Genomic DNA, 26,956 nt, shown 5'->3' with positions numbered 1-26,956 from the left:
TCAACTTCCCGTAACAGTAACGGCACAAGTGGCAGTCTTACCGCCGTCCGTTGTCGTAAATGTGATTGTTGCCGTACCTGCCGCAACGCCCGTCACCAGCCCTGATGCGTTCACAGTGGCTTTTGTTTCGTCACTGCTTGACCACGCCCCGGATTTATCCGTTGCGTTAGCTGGCGCGATAGTCGCCGTTAGCTGCTGTGTTGCTCCTGCGGCGATATTTGCCGTGGTTGGTGCCACGGTTGCGCCAGTCACGTTAATAACTGACGCTTCAGGCTTTCCCAGCAATGCGCCATCCGTAAGCTGGATAATGGCCACGCCGCCCGGCAGCGCACCGGAAATGAATTTGGCGCGGGTCTGGCCACCGTCTGCCGCCAGCACGCCCCACTCCATCACGTTTGACGTGGCGTTACGCCCCATTGGGGTTGCAAGGTCGCCGTTTTTCGGGGTCTGGCCAGACTTCAGCGCCACGTAAATCGGACCGTCTTCACAAGACCCCTGCACGCTGTTGGTATCAACGGCATAAGCGCTGGTTGCGCCATAGGTGCGGGTTGGCGTCATGCCAAAGTTAGAATGAGAGCGCACGGCCACGCCGCAAACCATATCGGCGGTGTCACCTGTTTCCAGCGCGACAACGGTGTTATCGGTGTCACCCAGCTTGAGCGCATCACCGGCATAAATCAGGCCATTAACACGGCAAGAGCGGACTTTTGCGGCGCTATTGAATGACGGCAGCACAGCCAGTTGACCGGGTAGCCCCGCGTCATATTCCGTTTTGATATCAGTCTGCATTATTGACCCCCGAACAGGCGTTTTTGGTAGTCCGCGTGGCTGTCAGCTTCAGCGCCGTTGCGGTCGCCATCGTTGTTAACCTGCTGGCGGCGCGTATTCTGCTTAAACTCTTTGGCGGGCTTGATGGTCATGGCCATTTCAAGCGCCGTATCAATCTGCGCATCGTCCAGCGAATCGGTATTCATCTGCGGATTGGCTTTTTTGATGACGGCGATTTTGACAAGCTTTGGATCAAGGCTGTCAACGTTGATACCCAGCGCCTTTGCGTGCTCGTTAAGAAGGTGCTGGTTTTTCCCGTCTTTTAAACCGCGTTCATAGGCATCATTATTCAGTGAATCAAGGTTCAAAATTTTCTTATTTGCAGCCAGCAATTCACCATTCAGGGTGCCGACCTTTTTTTCAAGGTCATCACTTTTTTTGGTTAACGTGGCGACCTGCGTTTGCAATTCATCAACGTTGATGTTTTCAGGGTCCATAATTTCATCCAGATTAAAGCGCGCATTGCTGTTACGTGGATTACGGCAAATGATGATGTGGTTATATTTCGCCCCACGCTGCACCGTGTCGTAATCGCCCCATTTTGAAGACCCGGTCACCTTCAGCTTTTCGTCACACTGGTAACCGGCAGACGCCCCGCGCAGGGATTTATCATTCAGAATCAACTTAATAGCGTTTTCATCCTGAACAAGTGACCGGGCAATCAGGTCATCACCCCGCCTGAAGGCGTCAATCACCGTGCCAACGTTCAACGCACGGTAATTTTTGGCGGTCACCTTGCCCCCCTTTGGGTGCGGGGTCATGGCAACCGGCTTGCCGATAAGTGTCTTCATTGAATCGGTGTTAAACAATTCGTCTTCTGACAAGTATTCTTTTGCCGTGAAGGCGTCACCCTTGCTCTTGTCGTAGGTCAGTATCCCGGCGCGGCGCACCGGAATATCAATCTGTAACCAGCCTTCATCTGTGACCGTCCAGTCACGAACGGCATCAACGTTAATTTCGGTGTCGTGCTGCAATTTCATTTTCCGCTTCCTCAATTTCACTGCTTGTAAATAACCATTCTGGCCAGCAACGGCAATTGATGGGCTGACCCGGATTTCCATCCGTTGGCGGGTGTGCGGGGTCGTAGGAATGACCTTCACGGTCTAAATGCTGCTTGCGTTCACGCTCGTCCAGCATTCCGCGCCAGCGGTAGTAATTCATGCCAGCGGCTTTAGCTGTGGCTAATTCGGCATTCCATGCGGCGTTACTGGTCGCCGTGCGGGCAATGGTTTTTGCCTTACCCGCTGATATGTCCATTTGCTTTGTGAGTTGCTCTTCCAGCCACGGCAAAGACCGCCCTTCTTTGATGGCCTGTTGGGTGACGTTGATGCCGCGCTTAACGGCGTCAGCGTTCATGTTTTTGATGCGGTTAAAGCTGTCATCAACCCACTTATCCGTAGCGGCTGACAGCCCCGGATTATTTTCAAACGCGTCAACGCTGATAAGGTCTTCAAGCTCTTCCGGTGACAGCTTCACGCCATCGCCCAGGCGCTGACCTTCCGCCGCCCTGACAATTAACTGGAAGTTTTGCTCAACGTTGTTGATGGCGTCTTTTTTGACGGCGTCCAGCGCGGGTGCGCTGTTGATGGTGGATAGCTCCACCACGTTTGACAGTAATTGCGGCACCTCTGGTGCCACCGCACCCGCTGTGGTGGCGGTGACGGGCGCACCGGTAAGGAGATCCACCAGCGGGGCTTCATCAAGCGTGAATTTCTGGTAATGGTTTTTCCAGTAATCCGGCGTCAGTCCAAAATCAGCGGCTTCTATCTGGCTGCGGATGGCATCGGCGTTACTGGATATCGACGAAACGGCATCAGCGGCTTTGCCAGTGTTACCCGTTTCGGTGGCGGCATAGCTGCGGGCAAGGTTGCCGGTAAGCTGCTGCTGCACGCCCGCAATGATGTGCGCCGGAATCGCGCCATACTCCCCGTATGACATCAGCTTTGCGATGGTGCTTTTTTTACCCGCGTTGACGGGGCTGACATCCACGGCTTGTGCGATAAACGCCTTAATCAGGGTGGTTTGCTTATCGCGCGTAAGGTGTGACCAGTTCGACCCGTATTTTTGCTTGAGATACTTCCTGACCTTTTTCACCAGCGCCGGTGACAGGGTTTGCCCTGCTGCTTGCTCAATGCCAACGTCTTTGCCGTCTGCGGCATCCGTGTTGAAGTTGAACGACGCCACCGCCCCCGACCGGGCAACAGCCTTGTAAGTGGCAATACAGGCCTGTTTTACGGCGGCAGTAAATGCGCGCGCCTGTTTATCCAGGCGTGCGGCCAGCACCATTTCAGCGGCAAGCGGGTACGCGCCGTTATAGCGTTGCGTCTTCATCGTCGTCCGCCCCGGTTACGTCCTGCCCGTCTGGTTTGATACCCTGCGCGGGTAGATTCTTACTCAATGTGGTAAATGACGCGTATTCCTGCCCGGTGGCGCGTGCCTCTTCAGACGTAATGGCGCGCATGTTGTAGTACATCTGGACGATTTCTGCGCGTAGCTTATCGGCTTCCGCATCCCGCTTAATATCGCCCTGGCTTTTGTTCGGCACAAAGTCAGCGCGAATGCCGAGGTAATGACGGGCAACGGCCTTAAGTGCCGGAATGATGTGGAACGTGTTTTCCGTCTCCACCAGCCTTAACCAGACATCATCCCCGCTGCTGTCGCTGTTGCTTAAGCCCGCTTTGCTGTTGGCCAGCACTGAAACCGGCACGCCGGACTCCATCGACACAACCCGAATGCTGATATCAATGATGTCTGCCAGATTAGTCATGCTCGATTGAAGGCGTTCAATCGTTTCTTCTGCGTCGATGACCACCATGTCATTTAGCATGCGGGTTGCGGCAATACCGGCAATACGACTGGCGGCTTTTCGCTCACCAGCTTTGGTCTTTAGCTCTTCATCCAAATCCTGCCGTTTATAGATGTCCTGAATGCTCATGGACAGGATTGACAAAATAAGCTCATGCGACAGCCCTAAGCGCTCCAGTGCCGCGAACACGCGCCCCAATACGGGCGTACCAAATTCCGTGCCGCTTATCTGGTAGATGGGGTCATGGTCTTTATCACCCATCAGGAAACTATCCTGCTGAGGGATAAACACATCACCGCCGATAGGAGCCTTAAGCTCAATCTGCCAGCCTTCAGGCAACCCAAACATCGGTGACCGGTAATCGTTAAACCAGTCAGTTGATGGCGTGATGCGGTATGACGGGTGCGGGCGGACAAATTCATCACCAAAGACGATGACAGACCAGCCAGAAGAGCGCCGGTGCACTGCGGCAGTACCAACGGCGCGCCAGACATTAAGGTCTTCAAAGAGGTCTTCAACCGCTTTCTGTTGTGCCGGGGTGTCAGCCACAACGGCATAGCCCGCCAGCATGGCTGCGGCCACGGGCTCTGCACAGATACGGTGGCCAATGCCTGATTGCTCATTAAGCAACATGGCATTAATGGGAATCATGCCCGCTGCCACGCGCGCCATCATGCGGCGGGCGGTTGGCGATGTCATGCCAGCGGCACCCCGTGCGCCAATGCCGTTACCACCATTAAGCCCGGCTATGCCCTGCATCATGCTGACATAGCTGTCGGTGTTCATCTCTTCACGCACTTCACCCCCAATAAGCGTGCCTTGCGTGGGTAGATTTTTACTCTTCATATGCGTCTAATCCTGATTTCATTTTTAGCGCGTGCGGGATGACCGCATCCGCATAGTCTGTGGATACGCCTAAGCGTTTTTTTACGGATTTCTTGTCTTCTATCTGGATTTTGTCATCACGGTTGCTTAACCACTCAACGCCGGTGGAGTCGGACAAAATGCGTTCACGGTAGCGGCGCGGGATTTTGTCAGAAAAGGCAATCATGCCGTCCAGTGGCTTGACGCCGGTGTCCAGATAGCGGCATGTGTCGTTGACGCGGTCACGGTACGCCCACCACGCTTGCGCCTTCAGGTTTGCAAACACCTCTTCATTGAAGCGCCCGCCCCTGTAGCGCTTGCGCTTGCGCAATACGGCACCGTTGGCCACAAACTTTTTAAAGCTGATGTCTTCGTCTTCGTGTTTATTAAGCTCACCCCTTACCCCGGCACCCACGCCCACCGAGTCATAGATAAGGACTTCACAGCCCTCCTCTTTGGCGATGGCCAGCGCCTGAACGGCAAGCTGTGCCGGGTCACGTGCCTGAAGACGATCCACGCGGGCGCAGAAATGGCCATCCCACACGGTCAGGACGGAATCATCATCACCTTCATCAGCCACATCCAGCACGGCCACCTTAAGGCCGGTGCGGCACGCTTTGGCCAGCGCGGACTCTGGCGACACAAACAGGCGTTCAAGGTTGCCACGGCTGACCACCGCGCCCGGCGTTTCGGATATCGGCACCCCTTCCCAGATATTGTCATAGCGGTCAGGGTAGTATTTGAGGCAGGTTTGCCGCTCCTTCTCCAGTTCGGGCGTAAAGTGCTCGTTATCACTCCAGTTAACCTGCTGGACAAACCAGTCATCTTCCGCGTTAAGCACGAAACGGACGTATGTGTCATCCCATGCATAATCCGGGTTGAAGGTGACCCACACTTCAGACGCCATGCGGCGGATGGTTGGCAGGAGGATTTCCCATGCGTCACGGGAAATTGAGTGCGCTTCTTCCACCCAGCAAATATCAACGCCTTCAATTGACTTAACGCTGTCAAGGTTGGACTGAAGACCCATAAACAGGAATTCAGCGCCTTCCTTAGACCGGATGGCATTGTTGGTGATGGTAAATTCAGACTCATACCCAAGGCGGCGGATGGTGTCAGATAGCAACTGGTGTGAAGATGCCGCAATTGATTTCTGGACGCGGCGCAAGCACAAAATGCGCACTTCCGAGCGCACCGCAATTTCAATCAATGCTTCCGCCACATCCCACGATTTACCCGAACCGCGCCCGCCATAAAGACACTTGACGCGGTGCGGCTGGAATAGCGGGCGCATCATGGCGCGCATTGGCTTTAGCCTGAATGGCGGATTTCCGCTCATGCGCTTCCCATATCTCCGAAGATTTCCGACAACAGGCGGCGCGCGGTACGCTTGCCTTCTTCTGATATCGGTTTGCTGACATCAACACCGGCAAGCTGCATGATTCGCGCGGCCAGCGTGTCAAGGTCATAGCCAATCACCTCAACCCCATTCTTGGTGCGTTTTATCTTCTTGATTCCCGTCATGTTCATGGCATCAAACGCCGCTTGCACAATCTCCTTATCCACGCGCTTTTTGCTCATGCGCTCCATTTTTTCCAGTTCCCTGAATACCTCCGCCGCCGTTGGCGCGCGGAAAATCTCAGTCAGCCTGACAAGCGCTTCCTGACGCGAAAGAACATCACGCGAAAGAATGTGATTGCGGTACGTATTAACGGCTTTGGCGATGTCGTTATCTTTTAATAGCTTTTCTGCCTGGTAATCGTCGTTAAAGCCCTTGTATTCACGTTCTCTGGATGTCGCATAACAAAACCCCGGCGCTGTTGTGGCTTCCGCAACAAGGCGGGCAAAGCGTTCATCACGCTTGTTTATTTTTTTCATGCACAAAAGCCCCCATGCGCGCAATGGTGCCGCATGGGGGCTGATTTATTGAATTGGTGTACTTGTGGGAGGGCTGCGGCTGGCAGTGCCGGTGCCGGATGTTATGTGCGGTGCGGTTTAAACAAGTTGGAAGTCATCATCAAACGTGTTGGATACAGCGGCCACCTTTTCTGCTATCAGAATGTAGTCAATGCCATCTGATAAAGACGTTGGCTTTTCAAACTCAAGCCAGAAACAATCATCATAGGCTTTTCCCAGCCAGAATCCGCCGCCGTACTCTTTTGCGCGCTGGATGAAGACCCAGCGCCCCGGCGGCAGGTATTCGCGCACCTCACCCCGTAAAATCACGTCATAGTTAGCATCTTTACCCATGGCCACACCTCAAAACTAACGCTGTATGTTTATACAGTTTATGCATTGAGCGCTAATATGGTCAATCCGTATGGGGTAGTTTTTTACCCGACCAATAGCTCAATCAATGAGACTCATGTGTTTTTGAAAGATTTTTTTACCGTCACGTTGCTGATTTCCAAGCCATGTACACAGATTTAGTTCTCTTTCTTGCTCTTTAAACCTTTGTTGCCAGTGAATACCTTCCCGAATCTGTCCACGTCTGGCTTCCCAAATCATCTGCTTAAATAACCGCTTTTGTAATTTTTTCAGATAATTATCAACCTCAGCAGGAAACAGGAATGGTACGCGTTGAAATTCAGCACTTGCTTTGGCAATGCTTTCTGCCGTGGATACACCCCGTTTTGTGTAGTCAATCATCAAGTCATCAAAAGCCCGCCACACCTTCATTCGCTCCTCAAGGAGGCGGATTCGCCAGTCGTTTTCTGCAATCTTTCGATTGGCTTCGAGCGCATCATACGCCGCTTTACTTGAACGCCTGGCCGCGCTGGCGGATACCCTCGAAGCACGGGCTGAAATCAGTGCCGCAAACACAGTACCAATGGGAACAATCCATCTTAGCCACTCTTGCATTTCCATTACTGACCAGCCCTTCCTTTATCTATTGTTTTTAAACATTTCGACGTGAACACGCCACGCAAAAAAACCGTCACTGATTATGCGATCTAACTGCTGAAATGAATAGCCGTGCTCTGATGCATACATCTGGATTTTTATTCTAGTGGTTTCATCGTAGCGATTGCCCCTGATGATATTCCCTAACATTAGCCCAATCATACCTTTTGCCCCATCGGTTAGACCGGTAATTTCATCCAGATATTTGGATGTAAATTGCATCAATTGGATTCGAAAATCCGTCACATCCATCCCGTAAGTTTTATCCATGCTTCACTACCCTTATGAAATCGATCACCTTTTGATCTATGCGGGTAAATAATTACCCATTTAGCTTAGGTATTCCATTGACATACATCACTTACGGCGTTAATTTTGTCTCCGGTGCTCAAAACACCATTTACAGAAAGCGGCCTCTCACCCCGTCAGCGTGATTTTTTTGTGCCCAAATTTTATGCTTTGGCGGTGCTTTGCCGTCACGGTGCTGATTTATGGGCTGGAGTGCGACGAATAGCGCAGTGCATACTCTGCGTAATAAGTCCGCCGACTTTCTGCGGTTTTGAGCTCCAGCCCGCCCCATCTCAAAAGTGGGGATAAGTCTCACAGAAAGGAGCACATAAGATGCAAACTCATACCCTCAATAATGTCTCAGCCATCCTCAATGGCGTTAGTACCCTGCTTAATGGATTAGCCTCTATGACTACGGAAAGTGAAAGCAAAAACCCGGTCATCAATACTGCCTCAAACGAGAGCGCAAAAACGGAAACGGCTACCCCTGCCGCACCGGCAATGCATGAAGTTAACACGTTAGGCTCACAGTTTGCGGACGCGCTGGCCGCGCTTCAGTGGGTATCCCATGAAGCCAAAAACCCGATTAAAAACAGGTGGAGTCCTGAAGAGCATTTTGCATGGTCTGACCTGCCTGAACTTTACCGCGAGATTAAACCGCTGATGTATCAGGCTGGGCTTTTCCATTCTCAGACTATGAAAACAACAGGCGGCGCGCCACAAATCATTACCACCTTCCGGCACATCCCGACCGGCACCATTCATGTTGAGCACCTGGACATCGCCAGCACAGATATTGAAAAGCAACTGAAGAAATCCGCGCAAAACCTCGACGAGCACCAGCGCTGGGGGTGGACAATGACCTATTGCCGACGCTATGCCCTCTATGCAGCGTTGGGGCTTCAGCCTGAAGGTGTGGGCGACCTTGACGGCATGACCCGCCGCGCGCCGCGCCGCACGGGCGCACAGTCATCACCGGCCACCAGTACAAAGCGCGAATGGTTGCCTATGCCGGGCGCTGAAGGTGATGCCGCCGAACGTGCTGCAGTTGCGATGGGTGCCGTGCCGTTTACTGCTGAAGAGCATGCCCGCGCTGCTGAACAAGAGCGCCGCTTTGCCGCCCTGACGCCTGAAGAGATCCACTTCATCAACCGCATTGTTGAACCGCTGAAAGGCGACTTGCGCGAACTTAACACCATTCAACAACAGCTTCAGGAAGAGCTTTTTGACAAGGTGCGCAGGGGGGAAGTGACCTTCTATGACCAGGAAGACGAGAAACGCGCACTTTACCGCGTATGGCTGGAAGCGTGCCGCGATTATGACGGCATGATAACGGCGCAAATCATCACCGGCAGCGATGAAGTTGCGGACGCGCTGATTGATAAGCACTTCGGCCACTATGCCGAAACAACGCCAGAAATGCCGGTGTACGCCAAAGAGGATCTAAATAGCCTGGATGATATGGCCGCTGAAGATTTAGAACGACTGAAGGCGCGCCGCGATAAGCTGCGTGAAGACGTGGCCAGCGGAAAGATGATGGTTGATTGTGAAGATGCTGAAGAGCTTGATGCGATTTATTACGCCCATAAAAGCGGTGACGTACCACAACCGCCCTTCCCTGAAGAGGTCAAAATCCCTGCTGCTGACCTCACCAGCGAGCACGCCGCGCTGATGCGCGCAAAGGTCACACTTTGCCGTGAAATTGCTGACGGTGACGGCACCACGGATGAAAAGGTCATGTTGATAAACCGGGTCTTGTCACGCTGCGACTTTCAAGCCAGCGTGGAAATCAATGAAATATTGGCCAGGCTAACCAATCCCGGCGCGCCCGCCTCCGGTATTGATTTACAGGAGGATGACATACCCTTTTAGACGGTGACTTATGCCTGAAGATTTCTATGCGGCGCTAATGATGCGCCGCGCATTACCCACCACGACAAATATCAAAACCATCACCGCGCCCGGCATATATCCCGTTGATGCCGGTAATGCCAATGCGCCCGGCTCTGCGGCTGGAGCATTGATTGTTTTACCGCCCACCAGCAAGCCAAAACTGAAATTCATCAAAGAGTCCGACACCAATGTTTATACGCTCATTGGCTCTGACTGGAAAAAGCCCACAGCAACTGACGTTGACGCCGTTCCCGCCACCAGAAAGGTGAATGGCCATGCTTTATCATCTGATGTTGATGTCCTGCCCGGCGACATCTTTAAGCTTGCAACAGGCATTGGCGATGCTGCCGACCTTAACGCGTACACCGCCCCCGGCCTTTACTACCAGCCAGCAAATGCTCAGGCTGCTACCGGGAAAAACTACCCTGAGGCGGTAGCTGGTTCGTTAGAAGTCTATAAGCATGCTGGCATTACGCAGATTTATCGCGTTTACAGCAACTCACGGCATTACATTCGCACACTCTATAGCGGAACGTGGACGGCGTGGTCAGGGGTGTATGACTCGACACATAAACCCACCGCTGGTGATGTTGGTGCCGTTCCATTAAATTCTGATGGCAGTGTTGATAAAGTCACGGCCTTAAAGTATTGCAATCAAATATTTACAAGAACTGATGGAGCACCGTTGGAACTTGGACATCTAAAAGGGGCTGCGGGTAGTTTTTATATTGATATACATACTGACGGCACCCTTACCGGGCAGGATTATAAGTATCGTCTAACCTTCACCGATGCTGGCACAGCACTGACCAGCGGACAGTGGATACCGGGGAATTATGCAAACTTTGACGCCCGCTACCAGGCGAAAGGCAGTTACACCCCCACTGGCACGGCATACACCAAAGCTGAATCTGATGCCCGTTACAACCTCAAAAACACCGCCACCAAAGCCACCAATGCGATGACCTCAAAAGATGCGTCAACAGGCGTGATGGAAGTGGTTATGAGCAATATCACCGTTGCGGCCAACACCAACGTAAGCGTCACTTTCAGCACCGCGTTTCCATCTGTTTGCGTGGGGGTTGTCATCGCTTATGACGGCACCGGCCATGGTAACGATAGTGACTCAACAATTGCCGTTAGTTCTTATAGTCGCACCGGCTGCGTGCTTCATGCATACAACGCTAACGGCAAATTCATGCTTATTGCAAAGGGGTATTAAGATGACGGTCTACTTTAGCGCCGCTGAAAATGGCTTCTATGATGACGCCTTCAAGGCTGACTACATGGCCGCTGGAACATGGCCAACTGACGGCGTTGAAATATCGGAAAGATGGTATCAACACTTACTTGATGGCCAGACAAAAGGCAGGATGATTGTGATTAACAGCTATGGCCAGCCCGTGCTCACAGACCAGCCAGCGCCATCAAAAGAGGCGCTTATTGCAGCGGCTGAAAACCTAAAAGCAAAATTGTTGAAACGGGCTGGCGAAGCAATCGCCCCGCTACAGGATGCCGTTGATTTGTCGATGGCTAACGATGCGGAAACCGCTTCATTACAGGCATGGAAAAAATACCGGGTCTTGCTCAACCGTACTGATACCACTAACGCGCCGGATATCGAATGGCCTGTTTCACCCTGTTAAGACAAGGTTAACAGTTGATCGTCTGTACCGATCGATTCAATAGAATTGATCTGCAATATCTATTTGAAGTGTAGGGTTATTACATCAACAATCCCCTTATCTTAATAAGGGGTTATTTATGGAATTATCAAAGGAAGAGGCTGAACTGATTGCCGGTTTTATTGGCCAGCACTGGCAAGAGTTTGCCGCCAGCGTGGAAGATGCCATCAGCGTTTGTGCGCTACACCGGCTGGCTGAAAAGTTGGGATTAGAATCTGAATAACAAACAATAGCCCGCATTATGCGGGCATTTTTATATCCGTTTTCTGGTGCACTTCCCACAGCGAAATCCCGCAACTGAAGCAAAAGTCAGCCAGAAAATTTAACCCTGACCATTCACGAATCCCGCCCCGCGCTGCCTCCACAAAGACCGCTATGTCTTTATCACGCCACAGACCGAACAAGCGCCAGCTTTGGCCATTCTCAGTGCGCACAGCCACCACGCGTGTAATAACGCCGGTGGCATACAGGTCAGCAAACGCGGGCTTTTTGCGGGTTATCGTTCTCATATTTTACAAACCTCAGATTTGTTAGTGATAAAGCTATGCTTTGTTGGTCACAATCATCAGGTCTGTATTTTTTGCTTTTACGCAGTGTGCGTCATTTGGTCGTCACAAGTCGGTCACGGGCTGACGGTAGCGGGTTGCTATAGACCATGCCGCCCACGATTGGCACAACGCTTGTCTGCGTCTCATCGGTTCGCTTCAGCGTCACTGACAGCGTGCGGTAAGTCTCTTGCGTTGTGAGCGGGTTTTCCGATAGCAGGACGGCCACCAACGGGATTATCACCTGCCCTGACTGCTCAAGGCGGCGGCGCTTGCCGCCCAGCTTAATCACCGGCGCAAGCCCGCTGACCGTCAGGCCAAAGTAATTAGCCGGGGCGGCGGCGTCATACGTTGTGGCCGGTGCGAATATCACCCCACTGGAAAAGCCCGCCAGCGTCATTGTCAGCGCGGACAAGTTGGGCGGCGCACTCTCTGCCGAACGGTCACCAAAGAAGACCTCAAGGTCTAACACAACGCGCTGTAGCGGGTTCTGGAAGTTAAGCGACCATGACCCCGCCGCACCGCCGCCAAAGACATCAATGTTAGTATTCTGGTACGGCAGCGCAAACACACTATCCGTGCTGTCACGTACTTCAAACGGCGCAATAAGGTCAGGTTGCAACGTAGCATTGTCGTTTTTCCCTACCGGTAAGGCGCTTATCGCAATCAATTCATCATCGGTTAAAGCCATCTTACTTCCCCTCAAGCGCGGTTAATCGGCTGTCCATGTCTGCGGCTTTCGCGTACAGGTCATTAAAAATGTAATTCAGGTGCTTATACTCAACCTTGTCACCCGGCGACAAAGTGCCGTCAGGCGCTTTAAACGTGGGCTTAAAGCCGTTTTGCTGCATTGCCGCTGGCGGTGCCTCCATTGACGGATAATCCCCGCCACGCATCGGATAGGCGCGCAGGACGTATGCAAACTTATTCACTGGCCACCCTCCAGCTCACTGATGCGGGCAAGCGCATCTTTGTATTTCCGGTAAAGGTCGCACAGGATGAAATTCACATGCTGTGCCGTCAGTGGATCGCCAATAACGAGATTGCCCCCTTTATCCATATACGTTGGCACAAACCCTGCCGCTTGCATTTCTGCCGGTGGCTCTGCTTTGTTCGGCGTGTCCGCGTTTAATGACGGGTATGTGATATCGCTTTCCGCCCAGCTATCCATTTGTCACCTCAATTGCTTTGTGTGTAGCCAGCGTGTTTTTTGGGCTGACTGCATCCTGACTGATAATCTCATTGGTAAGCTGACGGGTAAGCACAGACAAGCCAGACTTCACGCGGATAGTAATGCCCGCGCTAACCCGAATAGCGCGTTGTGTTCTGACGTATTCCAGCCCGCCCCACACAGACGCAAAGATATTGCCTGGCATCATCGGGGCGTTATCGGTCAGCTTAACGTTTGGGCGGGTGGCGGTGCTGTAGATGTCACCCGAAAATGTTGCGCTGACTAATGAGTCAGGCAGTTTGATATTTGGCGCATCCCGCCCGCATTGCACGTAAATCATGCGGTCTAGCGGTGCGCGGTTTAGCACCGCTCCCAGCGCGCCAGCGGGATTATTAATGCCGCCCAACTTCAGCCAGCGCACGCCGTAAACGCTCGCAATATATTTGCCGATTGATGGCCTGCTTTGCTGGGATGATGTCATACCGGATGACAGTGACTGCATGGCGCTACGGTATTCATCATCACCCATACCGGCACGCGGCAGGTCGTAAAACTCCCCTTTTGCATCCAGCATCACGCCCGTTGCCGTGGATAGTTTTATACCCGTCTGAAGGTAGTTTAATGCGCTGACCATGGCGTCATGATTGGCCTTAAGCCCCTTAACCAGGCTGATATTGTTCGGCAAACGCACCTTACTTGTTAACCGCTCTTTGGCCAGCGCTTCAGGCGTCTTAATCACTGGTTTCATGCTTCCCCCTCAATTGTGATGAAGGAATCATTGGTTACCGCAATAACGCCGTCCGCAACAGACACGGAACGCCCTGACGGGCTGGAAGTCACACCTACGCTGACGGTGATGTCAATCAGCGTAGGTAACGCCACCATAAGGCTAGATTCAATCTGCCTGGCGTACACGTCACGGCCAACAATCAGGCTGGTGAAGTAGTCTTCAATGACGGCGCGCGCAACGGATACGTAATCAACGGGCTTGCCGGTTGTTTCGGCATCCCAAACGTCACCGGAAACGGCTACATAAACAGACTGGTACGCCTGACGGGTAAAATACATTGTCTCTGTTGTCTCACCGTCAGTGGCGGTGCCAAACGTGCCACCAAAGGTGTTAGCCTCACCTGCCGCCGCGTCATAAATCGCCTGTGCAACATCGTTATCAGACCCACCAGCAACAAACACCTGAACGCTTTTACCCGGCAGTCCGTTTTCATCGGTTTCAATTTTCCGATTAACGTTGACCGAACAAAACGACACCCCCTCAACGGCCAGTACTGCCGCCTTAATGCCCGGACGTGATGCGCCCTTTGTGGTGCGCTTTGCGGCGGCTGCCGCTTTGAGGCGGGCGCGGTAGCTTTCGTCATCTTCAATCAAAAAGCCCTGGCTACCGTTGGCCAGCACAAGCACATCATCACTGACCACATCGCCGTAATCGACAACCGGAAAGACGGTTTCAGAGTCATACCACGCTACAACCGGCATACCCGCCCGGATTACGTCATACACATCCGGCGCAAAAGAGAAGCGCGCCACGCTCACCCCGTCTGCTGCAAACAGCATTTCACCGTAATCCGTGGTCATGGTTGTCATGGACGTATCACCGGCAATGACCAGACCGTAAAGACGGGATATCACGGTGGCGGACGTGTCGCCGGGTTCAAACTGCGTGGTGTACTCCGCGCCATTTACCGAAATAACAAAGGTGTTACCGTCAACCAGCGCATCAGCATTTACGGCCAGCACAAGCCCCGTACACGAATTAGGGTCTGCTGTAGTTGTGGCCGCTACGATCCATTCACCATCAATTCCAGACACCTCAAAGCTATCGCCAGCATTCACCACGCCGTCAGGCTTAAGCAGGTACACCACGCGTGCGGATGATTGCGTCATGCCATAGCGGGTAACGTTCAACCACTCCCCAGCACCGTCAAGCTGTGCGGACTCACCCTGCGATATGAAGAAACCGCCGAAAATCCAGCCCATAGCCTCGATTATCTGAAGGTCTTCTTCTGAACATGTTGCGATGACCTGACCAATGACCGAATCACCGTCTGAAGATATGACTGCCGGGCTTCCGTCTGGCGCTTTCAGAAGGGCGCGCAGGGATGCGTAAAGCTCCCCGCGTATCTCTGGCAGACGTGCACCGCGCCAGCCACTGTCACTGACTAATTCAATTGCCATTTATCGCCAGCCCCTTAGAATCCTGCCCCACATACACATCAAACGCGATGACGGTCTTACCTGCGACATTTGCACCGCGCGTAATACGTAAATCCGTCACGCCTTCCGTTTTGACACCCTCGTCAGCAATCATTTTCCCGACCAGTGAAACGGGTAGTTTTTGACCCAGCACGCCGAAAAACCACGGAATCCCCATGCTTTCATCCAACCACCACTCCCCTTTATTCATGCCAACGCGGATTTCACATTGCTGTGCAATGCCATCAATGCCGCCATCCAGAACAAGGTCACCACCACTGAAGATAACCCCGTTGTCATCCTGCATAACATCCAGCATTAATAGATACCCTCCACCGGCTCAAGGTTGTCTATGGCAATCAGGCACCGTGACTGGCCTATTACCTCAATGGCGCTGACGTTACCAACCGGGATGAAGCGCCGCCCGCGTGGTGTGGGTATGTTTAGCGTCACGAGTTCACCGTTTTCAGGGATAAAGCGCGAATGAAAACGGCCATTTCTGGCCGCTCGATACTGCTCACTGTTTATCTGCATAATTGGTTACCTGCTGCACACCAACTACCGTGACAGGCTCGTCCAGTACCTGCCAGTCAAGCACGTCATCAACGTCAAAGCCCCGGCCAGCGTCAGACATCAACTGCGCATAAGCGGCCTGATACGCGGTTTCATATACAACATCGCTGTAATAAGGCACCCAGCCAGCATCCGTGCGGCGTGCTGCGGCCATCACCATTGCAACCGGCGCGTCTGCCAGTGTCTTAACCTCAACGCCGGTGACCTCCAGCCCGGCGCGGCTGGTAATCTCAATCACATCGCCCTTTTTGAGCGTGGCAGCGGCATCACCTGCCATTAAAAAACCGCCGTTCTCAAGCGCCAGCGCTGCTGCGTAATCGTTCATTTTCATTTTCGTATTCCTTTATTAAGCCATTGGCGCATCGGTGATGCCGCCGCCGTCGCCGTTCTCTTTGTGTTGGTGGCCTTTGCCGCTGATGCCACCCGAATTGTGGTCTGCCGCCGTGCTGGTGCCTGTGATATCAACATCACCGCTGAAGGTAGCCTTGCCGCCCCCGCCACCACTGCCGCCCGTCTGGCTCATGTTTCCTGCAATGCCTACATTGCCGTTTATCTGCGTGTCGGCGTTGACAGTGAATCCGCCTGGCGCATCAAGCGTGATGCCGTTACCGTTCAACACCAGCTTTGCCCCGCCGCCGTTATCAATCGTGATGTCATCGTCATCCAGCGTGATAAAGGCTGCGGCATGAAAGAGGCGTAACCCAACACTGTCCGGCATGCTGTGCGCGGATATGTCGCTAAATCCCGTGATGGCCGCACACGCCGAAAGCGTCTTGTGGTCTGGCTCCTGCGCGTCAGTGTGGGAAATAGCAATCAGCAAACAGTCATCACCGGCCTTAACCTCTCCGCTAATGCCTGACTTACCGCCATTCCAGACCAGCGACAGCAAGCGCACATCGCTTATGGCTTCGTATTCATAGGGTTCATCGTTATCCCCGAACACGCGCCGCGCCGTGGGCTTAACAACCGCCTTACCGCCTGACACAGACACAATCTTTGCCTCAAGCGTGAATATTGCTGATGCCATTTCCTGATTAACAATGGTGCTGACCTGACTAACCGCCCTCATTCAATGACCCCTTCAAACTGCGACTCCCAAGCGCTCATATCGCGCGTGCCGAAACGGTGCGTGATTTTGGTGATGGTGACCCACCACCCCTGCCCCAAAGACGGTGATTCGAGCTGTACCTTGTCACCAATTTCCACGCCGCCGCGCAGGACTGACCGCCAGTTAATCCCTTCAATGGTGCCAATCTGACGGCGTGCGCCGCTGGTGTAATCAGTGTGTGAGTTTTTGGGTGGCCACGGATACGTAGCCACTTTCTTTGCCTTGCTTTTGCGGTGATGTTGGCCGGTGCCGCTTTTGTGCCTTTTGGGGGTGTGTAGCTTTAAGGCTGGCGTGCCAATGAGTCCGCTTTCCGGTGAGAAGACGGCAGACCCGGTGACCAGTGAGTCACCAGCAGACACCTGAAGCGTTTGATACTGGATTGACCAACCGGCGTTAATCGGCTTGCACAGGCTGTTTAGGACATCCCGCGACAGCGCCACACCAGACACGGCTTTCGCCAGCGTCAGCGCTGCGGCACCTTTGGACACCTGACAGGCAAGCCCCATGTCAGACGCAACCTGTTTGACGGCATCGTCCAGCGCCTGTCCTTTTTTGAATGCACGTCTGGTTACGGATGCCCGGAACGGGATAAGAGATTCATACATCTTTATGCGTAGCCCGTAGACCTCTGCGGGCTTAACGGTCACGGCTGATATCAATTCACCCTGGAAGAGCGTCAACAATCCTTCATCCTGATACCCGGCAGCAATACTGAGCGTGCTACCGGATACCGCAATTCTGTTTTGCGTATCTGCCGTGATGCCCCATAGGGTTAGTTCTGCCTCGTTTGGCTGCGGGTCTTTATCCCGCACACAGGAAAAGTCACATTCAGCGTCAGTGATGGTGATTGATTCGCCGGTTGTGCAATTTATGGTTATCTGGAAAACCCGACCCCACGCCATTTTTATTGCCTCCTTTATTAAGTGAGGCAATGACAGCATCACGCGCTTAAGGCGTCATATGGCGCACGACAAGACAATAAATAGCCGGGCTGTGGATAACCACCCCAAAAATGGCGACCCGCTTAAAAAACTTATTCTGTCAATCCCAGCGCCAGCCCGCGCCACACCTGTAATGTGCTGTGGATATTAATTTTCATGCCAACTTTACACACACCATTCTTTCCCGCTCTTTACGCTCTTCCATGTATTCGTGAATATGTAACAGCACAGCGCGGGTAAATATCTCTCCGCCCGTTGTTTTGAATAAAAATGCATGTCGCCATCAAAGCCCGTGCCATCAGGCCTGAAACATTCCCGGATGAAAAATTAATTCTGGAGGCACCACCACCCGCAACAACTTCGCACTTTGGCCGGTTGCGCTTTTTGGGATGATTTGAGGCTGGTTTATCTGGTTTGACCACCACCCCGAAACATTTGCGGGGCGCTTATGCGGTCTGTTTGATGGGGCTTTTTGTTATCTTTCTGATATTTAATGTTTTTAATAGCAGGAAAAATGACGTTCACCAGCCCGTAAATGTAACGGTGTGAAATATCTTTCAATATTCGTGCTTTTTTGGGTAGTTTTCTGCCCGCCGTCACCCCTGCGCGCCTGATGTTAAGTGTTCCCTGTCCACATATAACATGCTTACAGGTTGTTGATTCTGCGGCGGTAATTCCTACACTCTGACTTTTAACGCTGCGCGGCGGCGTGGGAAATTATATAACGCCTGTATTGCGGTGAATTTATGACCTGAAAACAGCTAATTTTGATATCCCGTTGATATTATTGCGTTTATTTATTTTTCATGTTTTGCGACGTCTGACCTGCATGAATACTGGTAATTTTGTCTTACTTATGAGTGAGATAAACTTATCCACATTGCGGAAGTGTTGCGTAATTGTCACTACATTTAACGTGCTTATGCTCGTTTTCGCGCAACACTTTCTTAACACTGATTTGGTAGATTTCAGGCGAAAAAAAACCGCCTGGCTGATGGCGGTTAAACGATGGAGGGCTTTGTGCGGGGTTACTGGCCAGCGCTATGAAAGTCATTAAGCGAGTGCAACAGCGCATCACGCATGCGCTTATATGGCGGCTTTTGAAGGTATACGTTAGGCACGTCTTTAATATCGTGGTTAATGATAAGCTCGCACGCTAAATAATCCTCACCTCTTACGGCTGCTTTGGTGCGAAACATTTTACGCATATCATGCAAGCGCCATTTAAACTGACGGCGGTTAATGTACATATATGTGCTTGAATAAGACGGCTTGCCCTCTTCAATTATGCGTAGCCATTCCCTTACCTGCTTATGATATTTAACCGGAACCGGCAGAAGTAAATCAGCGCGGGTTTTTGTCATGCGGTCTGGAATAAATAGCATTCCCGTATCAAGCAATGATGATTGCTTTAATTTATTGGCTTCCGTTGCGCGCAAGCCAAAACAAAGCGTCATGGCTGCAACTTCTTTATGCGGGCTCTTCATGCTCTTTATTTGAATGGCGGTTTCTTCAAATTCATCCACGCTGACGCGCGCCGGTTTATCCAGCGCTGAATAACGCTTAACCCGCTTGCTGACCTGCCGCGCCGTCTGGCGTATCGCGCTGGAAATAGCCGTTGCGGACGCCGGTGACATTACCTTCAGGTCAACGTCACCCGTAACCGTCCATTCAAGCACAGCGGCGGTGTAATTCAGTTCGGCGCGCACGGTAGATGCCGCCCGCCCTTCACTGATGCGGGCTTCTGCGTGGCGCTTCCAGTAGTCAGGGTGTGACGCGGCGCGAACACCCAGCGTAAGCACCGGGCGCGCCGCGTTGATGGCGTGGCATTCGCGGGATATTGAGTCAGGACTTAAGGCGCGGTCTTTCCCGCGCCTTTCGGCCATCTGCAACAGTACATCTGCAATCATGCCTTCACCGCCAGTGCCAGGCGGATTGCTTGCGCTATGCGCAGGTACTGTGCGCCGTTTTCATACTCCCGGCCTTCCGTCCATTCCAGTATGGATGCGACAAACTTCATGTTAGAAATAACCGTACTGGTGGACGGCTCACGAGCGTAAAGCGATACCCAATAGCCCGGACGGACAATGCGGTCAGGCGATCCATTTAACGCATCAGCCAGCGCATTGATGGCGCTGCGGTGGCGTGAAAGCGTATTGCCTAACAGGTTTTCAGCGGCGGCGCGTGCTTCCGCAATGGCCAGAATGTCTGCCGCGTTACTAGTGATATTTTCTTCAATATCAATCATTGCCATGATGCGCCCCCGGCATTTGCAGCTTAATACCCAGCGTGGCCGCAATATTGAAAATCATGCGCATCTGCGGTGATTTTTCCCATGCTTCGTATTCGCGGATAGTTTTGCGGGTTGTTCCAACCAGTTCGGCAAATGCATTGCGGTCAAGCTCACACTCTTTGCGTAAGTCACCGCTGCAAATGGCATCAACCAACTGGCCAAGCGTCAACACGCGCTTTTCTTTTTGCAGTTTTTTGACAGCGTCATTAAACATATTCAACAGCCCCATCTTTTAGCCCTCCACATAATATCAATTATCGACTGTCGCGGGTAGTTTTCTACCCTATGAAATACTAATCACAAATTTTGTTAGCCCTATTCTTTGAGCGTGAATAGCGCTACGCGTTGCGCGCCAGCCGGTGCCGTCATGTAAAGCCAGATAAAACACATGGCCTGTATTGCAGAGTAACTCAATATTATTGATTTCTGCATTGGTGATATCTTCCGTATTGACCACCAATGCACGCAATTTTCCACACTTAATTAAATCGCCTTCATAAGGCGTTATCTGGTGGCATATTTTTTGAATAGGTTGTCCCTCATTCGAAAGCATCAAATTATTTATTTTGAGGCTTTCACCTTCAACGCAAACCACATCACCGGACACATGACCGTAAAACATTAACCAGATAATGTCCTTTACCGGGTAATGACTGCCGTTAATGGTGACGCACGGCACGCCACCACGCGTGACGAGGTCAACCGGTGCGCCGCGCTGGCCAGCACCCTTATTGCTTTTGCGGTAAAGCATGCCGTCATCATATGTAAATAGCTCATGCGCCTTGTAATACAGCCACGCTGAATTTATGCCGGTGTAATCTTTGCCACCCTCTTTCAATACCTCGTTAAACACAGTGGCATCATCGTCAGCAATGGATTTAACAGCCAACCGCAATAAGTCAGGGAATTTAACCACGCCCACGGATAACCGCTCCTTAGCGCGGTCATAGGTGGCTTTATCGCAACGAAAATTAATGACAGCTTCAGTCATTACGAATTGCTCCCAACATGGCAATAATGTCCCCCGTCAGGCCTGTCTGATGTAGTTCCACAGCAAGGGCAAGGCTTAGGTGGCATTATTGATTCACGGCATAAATCCCAAATACCTTGAGCGTTAAAGCCGCCATCACACATATCGGCCATAGCATCCTCTACGTGAAGCGGGATATAGACTGGCGCAGTCAGCGCTGCTAGTGCGATTTCAAGCAACTCCACATCTGCCGCCATGCCGTCATATTCCGGGTGAGTTTTTACCTTCCCCTTATATGCACGTAACATATTTTTTACACGTTCTATTAATTGCTCTTTGGTGAAAGTCATTCTTTAAACTCCCGAAGCGCGTCGTGCGCTTCACAAAGCAGGGTTACGGCTCTTTGTTTTTGTTCATCAAGCACTCCTGCGATTCTATTTGCTTCGCTGGCGATAAACTCCAGCGCTTCCGCTCGGGTGTCAAAAAAGTTATAGTGGGTGTCAAGGAACATCGTTCCCTTTTCCCCTGCATAGCCAACCTTCAGGCGATAGCCCTTATCCGTGCGCTTTATCACTTCACGCTCTTGAATAAGATGATATGTACCTAATGTTGGAATCCAGTTTGCAGATACCGGTGTTTTATCCGTTACGTAAATAATCTGTTTGGTCATTTCCGTTAACCCCTCAATAATTCGATACTTAAAAGAACATGCCCCGGCGCGATAAAACCAACATCCGCAACGTGTGTGATAACAACGTCAACACTTTCACCGGTGTAACCTTCATCGAATTCAGCCAGGGTAATCTTGTCACCGGCACTGAAATCACGGTCATTTAGCCGTAATTCCGCATGCTTCAGACCATCTGCCACCGGCGCAAAGAAGACCGGCGGGATTTTTAAAGCATGTTCCATTGTGTGGCCCTCTCAAAAGATTTATTGCTGTGGTTTTTATAGGTATGGCGCGGAAAGCATGGTTGCTTAACCGCATCACTTTTACGCCCGGTATCCACCAGCACGGGCGGAATCCACTCACCTGTAGACCAAAGGTGATGCACCGCTTTAGCCATGCGGCAGACGTTGATTTCATCGGGGGTAAATTTGGGGCGTGGGTATTCCCTCTTTTTGCGCTCTTTCGCAATTGCGGGCATACCACGGCGGATGTGGCGCGTTAGAGATGACTGGCGGAAATAGCAGTCATTAACGCTCTTCAGATACCAGTATTTGACGCGGGCGTCATAGTCTTCTTTTTCTATGACCTCAATATCCACGCTCTTTGACGCGCACATGTTAGCTATGCGGTTTCTGATTAATTTGCGGTCGCATGCACCAAAGCGGGCTTCAAGTTCTGCTATCACGTCAAGCGTGCGCATTTTGCGCCCCAACATGACGTTAATGATGTCACGCGTAGTGATGTCTGAATTTAAGGGGATGGTACTCATGACAGCCCCCTGCGATTAATCAGGCGGCAAAACAGGAATGGTTTTAGGTTGGTTATTGAGCAATAAGCCTTTTGGTTTTCAAGGTCAAAACCGGTTAGCCCCCTGCCCCCTGTCTGATTCTGATGAAAGTGTAACTTATTGTTAATCATATAGCCCCACGCATAACGGGTAAATTTCTACCCGCGTGTACATAAGCTATATTATGTTAAATCATGTTGATTGTTAACTTACTTCATGAACTTAGATGGCTCGCATAAAATCATAGGGTTAAGCCCCCTCTTAATCTTTAGTTTGCTGGCGTTATGTTTAAGAGCTATTTTCTTCATATCCACGAACCTCTCTGAGGATGTCTCAGATGTATGTACTTGACCAGTTGAGCGTTGCTCCTAACCGGCGACTTTGGACATTGGTTGACACCACTACTAACTTACCGCTTCTGTTTCCACTTCTCTTTCTCATTGATCGCTTAGCTTCACGTTCCGAATCCACGCAGTCATCTACGCTACAAGCTCTAAAGTTTTTTTATGAGTACTGGTATCAAAAACATGATTTGCAGAGACTAATGATTGGGTGTTCCATTACTCAGGTAGCCAGTCACACATTAATTTCAAAACGGATGATTACACGACTAAACTAATTAAGTATATATTATACCGTTATGCATCATCAAAATCTCCTGGGACTATTTATCGTGTGCATCGCGCATGGCTAGACGCAATTGAATATGCTTCGAAGCAAGGAGTGTTTAACTTTAAATTGTTAAGTTCTTTCCTTGAAAAGGAAAACTTATTGCCGACTTATTTTTTTTGTATTGTTTTTGGTCTGAAAATTCTTTGTGTAGATGAATTTCCGGGTTTTACTTTAGATGACTACGAAGACCTTGAATTGATCCCTCGCCCTAATTCAAATGATTGGAATGTATATCAAAACATAGATAATATTCTTGACCCATTTGAAAAGAACATGATCAGCAAAGGTCTTTTTGAAATGGCTGCCGCTATCTCACGAGGCAGAAAATACAATCTGGTGGACCTTCGCAATGCCACTGTTCTGGGGCTAAGTTATGTCACAGGTAGTCGTCCGGTTCAGTTAGCTAAATTGGCTGCTGGTGACTTTCGAATCGATACTTGCAATACGACAACAGGGTTGGTTCGTTATAGCGTTCTTTTACCTTATGCTAAACAAAGACACGTCACTACTGATCGGTTGATTCTGGCGCTCCCGCCAGAAATCGGTGCACTGGTTAAGCATTATATAGATGAAGCCAGATTATTACCTACCGATAAAATGTTTAATATGGGGGGATCAGCACCTAAATTTGTTTCTCAGTCGATTAGCCAAACGATTCTATCCTTTAGCCCACAAGATTACCAGTTTGCCGTATCGTGCGGTGAAGCCGCCCTACCTTCAATAACATCAACTGATTTGCGCCACAACGTTGGTCACTCACTTGCAATGCAGGGCGCTAGTGCAGAGGAAATTGCTCACATTCTCGGCCATTCATCTCTGGTTGTAGCAAAGCACTACATCCGTGCGACCCCAGCCTTGGCATTGATCCGCGCTAAAGCACTCGGTTCTAACCCTGTGTGGCAAAACATGGTGGCTATGATGCTTACTGGGAAACTAGTTCCTTCAAAAGAATGGGAAGGTCGACGAGTGGTTGGTATGGTTGGTGATCGATTACACTATGAGATCGGTGGCTGTGCGAGAACCGATGATGAATGCCCCTTCTGTGAAGTTCGTTGCTGCTATGGTTGCTTATATTACCGCCCTTTCCTTGATGGCCATCACCAGGGCGTATTGAATAGCGTCTCTAAAGAAGTCGATGAGCTGATAGCAGTATCAGATAGTGTTGGTAATGCTCTCAATCCACTAATTTCTATCCACGAGACGACGCAAATAGAAATCAAGTCAGTGATTGCCCGTTGTCATTTGCATAACGTCAGAGGTTGTGGGAAATGAAAAAAAATATAGCGAACTTTGAGACTTTTATCATAGAACAGAAAGCTTGGTTCGAAGAGAATCTGGCAGCAGATTTTGCAGAATCATGGGATAGCTTTGTCTGGATATGTGGGATCAAAGGCTCCGGCTGGTTACGTGGCAATGGGGCTAATTTATTACGTTTTGATGAGGTTAACCGGCTCAAAGGGATCGATGATCGCCATACAGTATCCGAGCCTTATCAGTTGTTCATGAAAGCGATGCTCGTACTCGTCTATCGAGGGAGAAATCGCAGTATTTCCTCTGCGGTTGCTGTCGCAACGCTGATTATTTTGAAACGATGGTACTGCGCTCTCATTAAGTTAACTGGGCAAACACATCCCATCTATCTGACTACAGATGTCGTACGTAGCGCAATGGATACTCTGAGTGCAGCTTCCCGGCCAGGTGATACCAACCTAGCCAACTACAAGGGGCGTTGTGTTAAGATTCAGAAATTAGTAAACCATCACGCCTTCACATTAGTAACATTGCAATATGTTTCCGATGATTGTTATACCAATCAGACTAATTTGACCCGGAAAGCCCGGGAAACAATCTCACTAAAAGAAAAAGACAAGCTGGATGATACTTCCACTGATGGTGAAGATACACTGATTACCATTAAAGGTTTCCTCAATATCGTGTCGTTAATCCAGCGAATTGAAAGCAGTACTGAAAAGATAGCCCTCAATTGTCTTCTGTTACTGATCGTCACTGGATTCCGTTCTGTTGAGGCATTCAATCTCAGACTGGATGCCTTGGTCAAACGACATATAGATAACTCTGATCTCAGCAAACGTCTGCGGAATAAAGGATTGCCAGATTATTTTCTTGGCATACGCTATGTTGGTGTTAAGGGGGCTGGCGAACGAACGCATTGGGTCGAGCCTTTAGCTGTACCTCTGGTCGAAAATATATTTAAGTCGGTGAAGTTACTAACAACTGAGTTTCGCAAACATATCGAATATTTACGATCAAAAAAATTTTCTGATTATTTACCAAAGCCAATCAGTGATATTACCAGTGAACTCGTTGAGCTTGATGATATTGTAAAACACATGGTCCAGTCCTCATCAGAGCTTCGGGGGCGTGCAGGCTTACGTGATAAAGCTTCGAAAGCATTAGAGAAACGTGGCTTTATACCGGCAAAAGTCATCCTTAAATCAGGTAATGAAAAAGAAAAATATTTTACAAAGTCTGATCTTAGTCATTTTCTTAAAAGTGAATTCGGTGATAGCAGTGCAAATACTCCCTGTACTCATGCATGGGCAGAAAATGGCAAAAGATATGAGATTAAATATGAAGAGCTATTGTTCCTTTTCCCCAAAGGATCACTGACTCTCAAGAGAGTGTTGCAACTAAAAGCCACGCCACTACCACTAAATAATAACGGCCTAAACAAATTTCTAGGTAACGTTGCTGGCTATGTATCTGTTTTCAGCAAATACAGGTTGCTTGAAGATGACGGCCGCCCTACTCAGCTCCGAACGCATATCCCTCGACACAACATTAATACTTTTCTCGCAATTGCAGAGATCTCAGACCACTTACAAGCGATGTTGATGGGGCGTGTTGATATTACTCAAAATCAGCATTATCAGCACCTGGCTCTAAAGGAACGGCGAAAGTTCGATGAAAAAGGACGATCCGAAAGAAGTGGCAAAACGTGCCTGGTATGCCCTGATGACAGGACATGAATTTGTCTATGGCAGTGAATATGCCGAATATGAGGGCGAGGTGATGAACAGAATGATGAGTGAGTCACATAAGGCTCAGCGTCACCGAATCATTTCTGAACCCGACTCTGCCACAAAAAAGTAAATCCGCACGGCGCCGGGCATCAGCCCGGCGCCTCTTTCATCAGCATAAATACAATGCCAAAAGCATGGTTGCTGACGACCTCATTTCATCTTTTAGGCAACCTGCCCCGGAGCGGGCTACCGATGACACATCAGTTTTTCATCCAGCGTTCAAAAGCCGTCTTCCAGTCAGGATGCCAGCGCGACAGGGCCGGGCGGTTGTCCAGCATATCCTGGGCGGCCCAGAGGATACGCTTAGCATCCATCTCGCTGGTCACAGCGTTATCAGGGCAGATGATATAGAAGTCACCCCGCTCAAAGCGCGGGAGGAAATAGTCAATAACCTGCGCAGCCATCCACGCTTCATCTGGCTTGTTACCGCTGCGCTCGTTCATGCCAGGATCGTTCATATCGGTCCAGGTATAGCCTGGCACCAGAAGATGAGCGGTGAGCCTGATGCCGGTTTCCTTCACAAGCTGATGAGACAGCTGCTCCGTCAGCACCTTTACGGCTGCCTTTGAGGCGTTATAGGCTGCGAATGTCAACAACGGGTAAAAAGTGATCCACTAACCGTCACCACCAACGGTTTAATATTGATCCACCTTGTTTACTCAGGATTAGCTTCCGCTATAACCCCGGCCTTTCGTTTCTGCTTCAG

The 26,956-nt window shown here is 50.7% G+C and carries 35 protein-coding genes; 6 read left to right on the top strand and 29 right to left on the bottom strand.

What is annotated here, in order from left to right:
• The 9 genes from ACTJJI_RS20350 to ACTJJI_RS20310 form a co-directional block, all read right to left on the bottom strand.
• Positions 1-789 (bottom strand): Ig-like domain-containing protein, encoded by a 789-nt coding sequence (locus tag ACTJJI_RS20350; protein ID WP_440655399.1) that lies wholly within the window; start codon positions 787-789, stop codon positions 1-3.
• Complete coding sequence (locus ACTJJI_RS20345) at positions 789-1,889, bottom strand: DUF2213 domain-containing protein (protein WP_440655397.1); 1,101 nt, start codon at positions 1,887-1,889, stop codon at positions 789-791. The genes ACTJJI_RS20350 and ACTJJI_RS20345 overlap by 1 nt, the downstream gene beginning before the upstream one ends.
• On the bottom strand, positions 1,780-3,159 hold the full coding sequence (locus ACTJJI_RS20340; protein ID WP_440655395.1) for a phage minor head protein: 1,380 nt from the start codon (positions 3,157-3,159) through the stop codon (positions 1,780-1,782). The genes ACTJJI_RS20345 and ACTJJI_RS20340 overlap by 110 nt, the downstream gene beginning before the upstream one ends.
• Positions 3,140-4,480 carry an anti-CBASS protein Acb1 family protein gene (locus ACTJJI_RS20335; RefSeq protein ID WP_440655393.1) on the bottom strand — a complete coding sequence of 447 codons (1,341 nt, stop codon included), beginning with the start codon at positions 4,478-4,480 and terminating at the stop codon, positions 3,140-3,142. The genes ACTJJI_RS20340 and ACTJJI_RS20335 overlap by 20 nt, the downstream gene beginning before the upstream one ends.
• Positions 4,470-5,837 (bottom strand): PBSX family phage terminase large subunit, encoded by a 1,368-nt coding sequence (locus tag ACTJJI_RS20330; protein WP_440655391.1) that lies wholly within the window; start codon positions 5,835-5,837, stop codon positions 4,470-4,472. Before ACTJJI_RS20330 ends, ACTJJI_RS20335 begins: the two co-directional genes overlap by 11 nt.
• On the bottom strand, positions 5,834-6,376 hold the full coding sequence (locus ACTJJI_RS20325) for a hypothetical protein (RefSeq protein WP_440655389.1): 543 nt from the start codon (positions 6,374-6,376) through the stop codon (positions 5,834-5,836). Before ACTJJI_RS20325 ends, ACTJJI_RS20330 begins: the two co-directional genes overlap by 4 nt.
• A gap of 117 nt (positions 6,377-6,493) precedes the next feature.
• Positions 6,494-6,748: a hypothetical protein gene (locus ACTJJI_RS20320; protein WP_440655387.1), complete on the bottom strand. Its 255-nt coding sequence runs from the start codon at positions 6,746-6,748 to the stop codon at positions 6,494-6,496.
• A gap of 99 nt (positions 6,749-6,847) precedes the next feature.
• Positions 6,848-7,366, bottom strand: coding sequence for a hypothetical protein (locus tag ACTJJI_RS20315; protein ID WP_440655385.1), 519 nt, complete (start codon positions 7,364-7,366; stop codon positions 6,848-6,850).
• A gap of 18 nt (positions 7,367-7,384) precedes the next feature.
• Entirely contained in the window at positions 7,385-7,672 is a 288-nt protein-coding gene (locus ACTJJI_RS20310; protein WP_440655383.1) for a hypothetical protein, read from the bottom strand.
• 351 nt (positions 7,673-8,023) lie between these two features.
• Here ACTJJI_RS20310 and ACTJJI_RS20305 point away from each other — a divergent pair, with 351 nt between their 5' ends.
• From ACTJJI_RS20305 to ACTJJI_RS20290, 4 genes are all read left to right on the top strand, one after another.
• Positions 8,024-9,562: an ERF family protein gene (locus ACTJJI_RS20305; RefSeq protein ID WP_440655381.1), complete on the top strand. Its 1,539-nt coding sequence runs from the start codon at positions 8,024-8,026 to the stop codon at positions 9,560-9,562.
• A gap of 10 nt (positions 9,563-9,572) precedes the next feature.
• A complete protein-coding gene (locus ACTJJI_RS20300; protein ID WP_440655379.1) occupies positions 9,573-10,805 on the top strand; it encodes a pyocin knob domain-containing protein in 1,233 nt (410 codons plus the stop codon).
• Position 10,806: 1 nt separating this feature from the next.
• On the top strand, positions 10,807-11,229 hold the full coding sequence (locus tag ACTJJI_RS20295) for a tail fiber assembly protein (RefSeq protein ID WP_440655377.1): 423 nt from the start codon (positions 10,807-10,809) through the stop codon (positions 11,227-11,229).
• Positions 11,230-11,347: 118 nt separating this feature from the next.
• Positions 11,348-11,491 (top strand): hypothetical protein, encoded by a 144-nt coding sequence (locus ACTJJI_RS20290; RefSeq protein WP_440655375.1) that lies wholly within the window; start codon positions 11,348-11,350, stop codon positions 11,489-11,491.
• A gap of 16 nt (positions 11,492-11,507) precedes the next feature.
• Here ACTJJI_RS20290 and ACTJJI_RS20285 read toward each other — a convergent pair whose 3' ends face one another.
• The 19 genes from ACTJJI_RS20285 to ACTJJI_RS20195 all read right to left on the bottom strand — a co-directional run bounded on the left by ACTJJI_RS20285 (position 11,508) and on the right by ACTJJI_RS20195 (position 22,516).
• The gene (locus tag ACTJJI_RS20285; RefSeq protein ID WP_211445610.1) at positions 11,508-11,777 is read right to left on the bottom strand and encodes a hypothetical protein; all 270 of its coding nucleotides are present in this window, start codon (positions 11,775-11,777) and stop codon (positions 11,508-11,510) included.
• 91 nt (positions 11,778-11,868) lie between these two features.
• Complete coding sequence (locus ACTJJI_RS20280; RefSeq protein WP_440655373.1) at positions 11,869-12,504, bottom strand: hypothetical protein; 636 nt, start codon at positions 12,502-12,504, stop codon at positions 11,869-11,871.
• A gap of 1 nt (position 12,505) precedes the next feature.
• Complete coding sequence (locus ACTJJI_RS20275; protein WP_440655371.1) at positions 12,506-12,745, bottom strand: hypothetical protein; 240 nt, start codon at positions 12,743-12,745, stop codon at positions 12,506-12,508.
• Complete coding sequence (locus ACTJJI_RS20270; RefSeq protein ID WP_211445607.1) at positions 12,742-12,984, bottom strand: phosphoglycolate phosphatase; 243 nt, start codon at positions 12,982-12,984, stop codon at positions 12,742-12,744. Before ACTJJI_RS20270 ends, ACTJJI_RS20275 begins: the two co-directional genes overlap by 4 nt.
• Entirely contained in the window at positions 12,977-13,732 is a 756-nt protein-coding gene (locus ACTJJI_RS20265) for a hypothetical protein (protein WP_440655369.1), read from the bottom strand. Before ACTJJI_RS20265 ends, ACTJJI_RS20270 begins: the two co-directional genes overlap by 8 nt.
• Positions 13,729-15,174 carry a baseplate J/gp47 family protein gene (locus tag ACTJJI_RS20260; RefSeq protein ID WP_440655367.1) on the bottom strand — a complete coding sequence of 482 codons (1,446 nt, stop codon included), beginning with the start codon at positions 15,172-15,174 and terminating at the stop codon, positions 13,729-13,731. Before ACTJJI_RS20260 ends, ACTJJI_RS20265 begins: the two co-directional genes overlap by 4 nt.
• Positions 15,164-15,511, bottom strand: coding sequence for a hypothetical protein (locus ACTJJI_RS20255; RefSeq protein ID WP_440655365.1), 348 nt, complete (start codon positions 15,509-15,511; stop codon positions 15,164-15,166). Before ACTJJI_RS20255 ends, ACTJJI_RS20260 begins: the two co-directional genes overlap by 11 nt.
• Complete coding sequence (locus ACTJJI_RS20250; RefSeq protein ID WP_440655363.1) at positions 15,511-15,726, bottom strand: hypothetical protein; 216 nt, start codon at positions 15,724-15,726, stop codon at positions 15,511-15,513. The genes ACTJJI_RS20255 and ACTJJI_RS20250 overlap by 1 nt, the downstream gene beginning before the upstream one ends.
• Positions 15,710-16,096, bottom strand: a complete 387-nt coding sequence (locus ACTJJI_RS20245) for a hypothetical protein (protein ID WP_440655361.1) — start codon at positions 16,094-16,096, stop codon at positions 15,710-15,712. Before ACTJJI_RS20245 ends, ACTJJI_RS20250 begins: the two co-directional genes overlap by 17 nt.
• Before the next feature lie 15 nt (positions 16,097-16,111).
• Positions 16,112-16,834 (bottom strand): phage baseplate protein, encoded by a 723-nt coding sequence (locus ACTJJI_RS20240; protein WP_440655359.1) that lies wholly within the window; start codon positions 16,832-16,834, stop codon positions 16,112-16,114.
• Positions 16,831-17,775, bottom strand: a complete 945-nt coding sequence (locus tag ACTJJI_RS20235) for a hypothetical protein (RefSeq protein ID WP_440655357.1) — start codon at positions 17,773-17,775, stop codon at positions 16,831-16,833. The genes ACTJJI_RS20240 and ACTJJI_RS20235 overlap by 4 nt, the downstream gene beginning before the upstream one ends.
• Positions 17,776-18,842: 1,067 nt before the next feature.
• Complete coding sequence (locus ACTJJI_RS20230) at positions 18,843-19,706, bottom strand: integrase (RefSeq protein WP_440655355.1); 864 nt, start codon at positions 19,704-19,706, stop codon at positions 18,843-18,845.
• Between the two features lie 14 nt (positions 19,707-19,720).
• Positions 19,721-20,068 (bottom strand): hypothetical protein, encoded by a 348-nt coding sequence (locus ACTJJI_RS20225; protein ID WP_233132260.1) that lies wholly within the window; start codon positions 20,066-20,068, stop codon positions 19,721-19,723.
• Positions 20,055-20,321, bottom strand: a complete 267-nt coding sequence (locus ACTJJI_RS20220) for a helix-turn-helix domain-containing protein (protein ID WP_211446039.1) — start codon at positions 20,319-20,321, stop codon at positions 20,055-20,057. The genes ACTJJI_RS20225 and ACTJJI_RS20220 overlap by 14 nt, the downstream gene beginning before the upstream one ends.
• 69 nt (positions 20,322-20,390) lie before the next feature.
• Complete coding sequence (locus ACTJJI_RS20215) at positions 20,391-21,098, bottom strand: hypothetical protein (protein ID WP_440655352.1); 708 nt, start codon at positions 21,096-21,098, stop codon at positions 20,391-20,393.
• Positions 21,098-21,427: a hypothetical protein gene (locus ACTJJI_RS20210; protein WP_440655350.1), complete on the bottom strand. Its 330-nt coding sequence runs from the start codon at positions 21,425-21,427 to the stop codon at positions 21,098-21,100. Before ACTJJI_RS20210 ends, ACTJJI_RS20215 begins: the two co-directional genes overlap by 1 nt.
• Positions 21,424-21,747, bottom strand: a complete 324-nt coding sequence (locus ACTJJI_RS20205; protein WP_440655348.1) for a hypothetical protein — start codon at positions 21,745-21,747, stop codon at positions 21,424-21,426. The genes ACTJJI_RS20210 and ACTJJI_RS20205 overlap by 4 nt, the downstream gene beginning before the upstream one ends.
• A 5-nt stretch (positions 21,748-21,752) precedes the next feature.
• Positions 21,753-21,989 (bottom strand): DUF3850 domain-containing protein, encoded by a 237-nt coding sequence (locus ACTJJI_RS20200; RefSeq protein WP_440655346.1) that lies wholly within the window; start codon positions 21,987-21,989, stop codon positions 21,753-21,755.
• Positions 21,974-22,516 (bottom strand): hypothetical protein, encoded by a 543-nt coding sequence (locus ACTJJI_RS20195; RefSeq protein WP_440655344.1) that lies wholly within the window; start codon positions 22,514-22,516, stop codon positions 21,974-21,976. Before ACTJJI_RS20195 ends, ACTJJI_RS20200 begins: the two co-directional genes overlap by 16 nt.
• 741 nt (positions 22,517-23,257) lie before the next feature.
• Between ACTJJI_RS20195 and ACTJJI_RS20190 the strand changes: the two genes are divergently transcribed.
• Complete coding sequence (locus tag ACTJJI_RS20190; RefSeq protein WP_440655342.1) at positions 23,258-24,478, top strand: site-specific integrase; 1,221 nt, start codon at positions 23,258-23,260, stop codon at positions 24,476-24,478.
• Complete coding sequence (locus tag ACTJJI_RS20185) at positions 24,475-26,196, top strand: hypothetical protein (protein ID WP_440655340.1); 1,722 nt, start codon at positions 24,475-24,477, stop codon at positions 26,194-26,196. The genes ACTJJI_RS20190 and ACTJJI_RS20185 overlap by 4 nt, the downstream gene beginning before the upstream one ends.
• 254 nt (positions 26,197-26,450) lie before the next feature.
• On the opposite strand, the gene ACTJJI_RS20180 is transcribed toward ACTJJI_RS20185, so the two are convergent.
• A complete protein-coding gene (locus ACTJJI_RS20180) occupies positions 26,451-26,846 on the bottom strand; it encodes an SDR family NAD(P)-dependent oxidoreductase (protein WP_440655338.1) in 396 nt (131 codons plus the stop codon).
• Positions 26,847-26,956 lie beyond the last annotated feature (110 nt).

Source organism: Enterobacter sp. 22466 (assembly GCF_052044775.1).
GTDB lineage: Bacteria > Pseudomonadota > Gammaproteobacteria > Enterobacterales > Enterobacteriaceae > Enterobacter > Enterobacter dissolvens.
Note: the sequence above shows the minus strand (reverse complement) of the source record. Positions and strands in the feature narration are given on the sequence as shown.

Coding starts and splice junctions, on each gene's coding strand:
- ACTJJI_RS20305 (WP_440655381.1), top strand. CDS start 8,024: ATGCAAACTCATACCCTCAATAATGTCTCAGCCATCCTCAATGGCGTT.
- ACTJJI_RS20195 (WP_440655344.1), bottom strand. CDS start 22,516: ATGAGTACCATCCCCTTAAATTCAGACATCACTACGCGTGACATCATT.
- ACTJJI_RS20315 (WP_440655385.1), bottom strand. CDS start 7,366: ATGGAAATGCAAGAGTGGCTAAGATGGATTGTTCCCATTGGTACTGTG.
- ACTJJI_RS20265 (WP_440655369.1), bottom strand. CDS start 13,732: ATGAAACCAGTGATTAAGACGCCTGAAGCGCTGGCCAAAGAGCGGTTA.
- ACTJJI_RS20225 (WP_233132260.1), bottom strand. CDS start 20,068: ATGGCAATGATTGATATTGAAGAAAATATCACTAGTAACGCGGCAGAC.
- ACTJJI_RS20200 (WP_440655346.1), bottom strand. CDS start 21,989: ATGGAACATGCTTTAAAAATCCCGCCGGTCTTCTTTGCGCCGGTGGCA.
- ACTJJI_RS20245 (WP_440655361.1), bottom strand. CDS start 16,096: ATGAAAATGAACGATTACGCAGCAGCGCTGGCGCTTGAGAACGGCGGT.
- ACTJJI_RS20290 (WP_440655375.1), top strand. CDS start 11,348: ATGGAATTATCAAAGGAAGAGGCTGAACTGATTGCCGGTTTTATTGGC.
- ACTJJI_RS20320 (WP_440655387.1), bottom strand. CDS start 6,748: ATGGGTAAAGATGCTAACTATGACGTGATTTTACGGGGTGAGGTGCGC.
- ACTJJI_RS20340 (WP_440655395.1), bottom strand. CDS start 3,159: ATGAAGACGCAACGCTATAACGGCGCGTACCCGCTTGCCGCTGAAATG.
- ACTJJI_RS20185 (WP_440655340.1), top strand. CDS start 24,475: ATGAAAAAAAATATAGCGAACTTTGAGACTTTTATCATAGAACAGAAA.
- ACTJJI_RS20260 (WP_440655367.1), bottom strand. CDS start 15,174: ATGGCAATTGAATTAGTCAGTGACAGTGGCTGGCGCGGTGCACGTCTG.
- ACTJJI_RS20220 (WP_211446039.1), bottom strand. CDS start 20,321: ATGTTTAATGACGCTGTCAAAAAACTGCAAAAAGAAAAGCGCGTGTTG.
- ACTJJI_RS20300 (WP_440655379.1), top strand. CDS start 9,573: ATGCCTGAAGATTTCTATGCGGCGCTAATGATGCGCCGCGCATTACCC.
- ACTJJI_RS20330 (WP_440655391.1), bottom strand. CDS start 5,837: ATGAGCGGAAATCCGCCATTCAGGCTAAAGCCAATGCGCGCCATGATG.
- ACTJJI_RS20210 (WP_440655350.1), bottom strand. CDS start 21,427: ATGACTTTCACCAAAGAGCAATTAATAGAACGTGTAAAAAATATGTTA.
- ACTJJI_RS20215 (WP_440655352.1), bottom strand. CDS start 21,098: ATGACTGAAGCTGTCATTAATTTTCGTTGCGATAAAGCCACCTATGAC.
- ACTJJI_RS20335 (WP_440655393.1), bottom strand. CDS start 4,480: ATGAAGAGTAAAAATCTACCCACGCAAGGCACGCTTATTGGGGGTGAA.
- ACTJJI_RS20250 (WP_440655363.1), bottom strand. CDS start 15,726: ATGCAGATAAACAGTGAGCAGTATCGAGCGGCCAGAAATGGCCGTTTT.
- ACTJJI_RS20350 (WP_440655399.1), bottom strand. CDS start 789: ATGCAGACTGATATCAAAACGGAATATGACGCGGGGCTACCCGGTCAA.
- ACTJJI_RS20285 (WP_211445610.1), bottom strand. CDS start 11,777: ATGAGAACGATAACCCGCAAAAAGCCCGCGTTTGCTGACCTGTATGCC.
- ACTJJI_RS20345 (WP_440655397.1), bottom strand. CDS start 1,889: ATGGAAATCCGGGTCAGCCCATCAATTGCCGTTGCTGGCCAGAATGGT.
- ACTJJI_RS20205 (WP_440655348.1), bottom strand. CDS start 21,747: ATGACCAAACAGATTATTTACGTAACGGATAAAACACCGGTATCTGCA.
- ACTJJI_RS20270 (WP_211445607.1), bottom strand. CDS start 12,984: ATGGATAGCTGGGCGGAAAGCGATATCACATACCCGTCATTAAACGCG.
- ACTJJI_RS20240 (WP_440655359.1), bottom strand. CDS start 16,834: ATGAGGGCGGTTAGTCAGGTCAGCACCATTGTTAATCAGGAAATGGCA.
- ACTJJI_RS20295 (WP_440655377.1), top strand. CDS start 10,807: ATGACGGTCTACTTTAGCGCCGCTGAAAATGGCTTCTATGATGACGCC.
- ACTJJI_RS20235 (WP_440655357.1), bottom strand. CDS start 17,775: ATGGCGTGGGGTCGGGTTTTCCAGATAACCATAAATTGCACAACCGGC.
- ACTJJI_RS20310 (WP_440655383.1), bottom strand. CDS start 7,672: ATGGATAAAACTTACGGGATGGATGTGACGGATTTTCGAATCCAATTG.
- ACTJJI_RS20280 (WP_440655373.1), bottom strand. CDS start 12,504: ATGGCTTTAACCGATGATGAATTGATTGCGATAAGCGCCTTACCGGTA.
- ACTJJI_RS20255 (WP_440655365.1), bottom strand. CDS start 15,511: ATGCTGGATGTTATGCAGGATGACAACGGGGTTATCTTCAGTGGTGGT.
- ACTJJI_RS20325 (WP_440655389.1), bottom strand. CDS start 6,376: ATGAAAAAAATAAACAAGCGTGATGAACGCTTTGCCCGCCTTGTTGCG.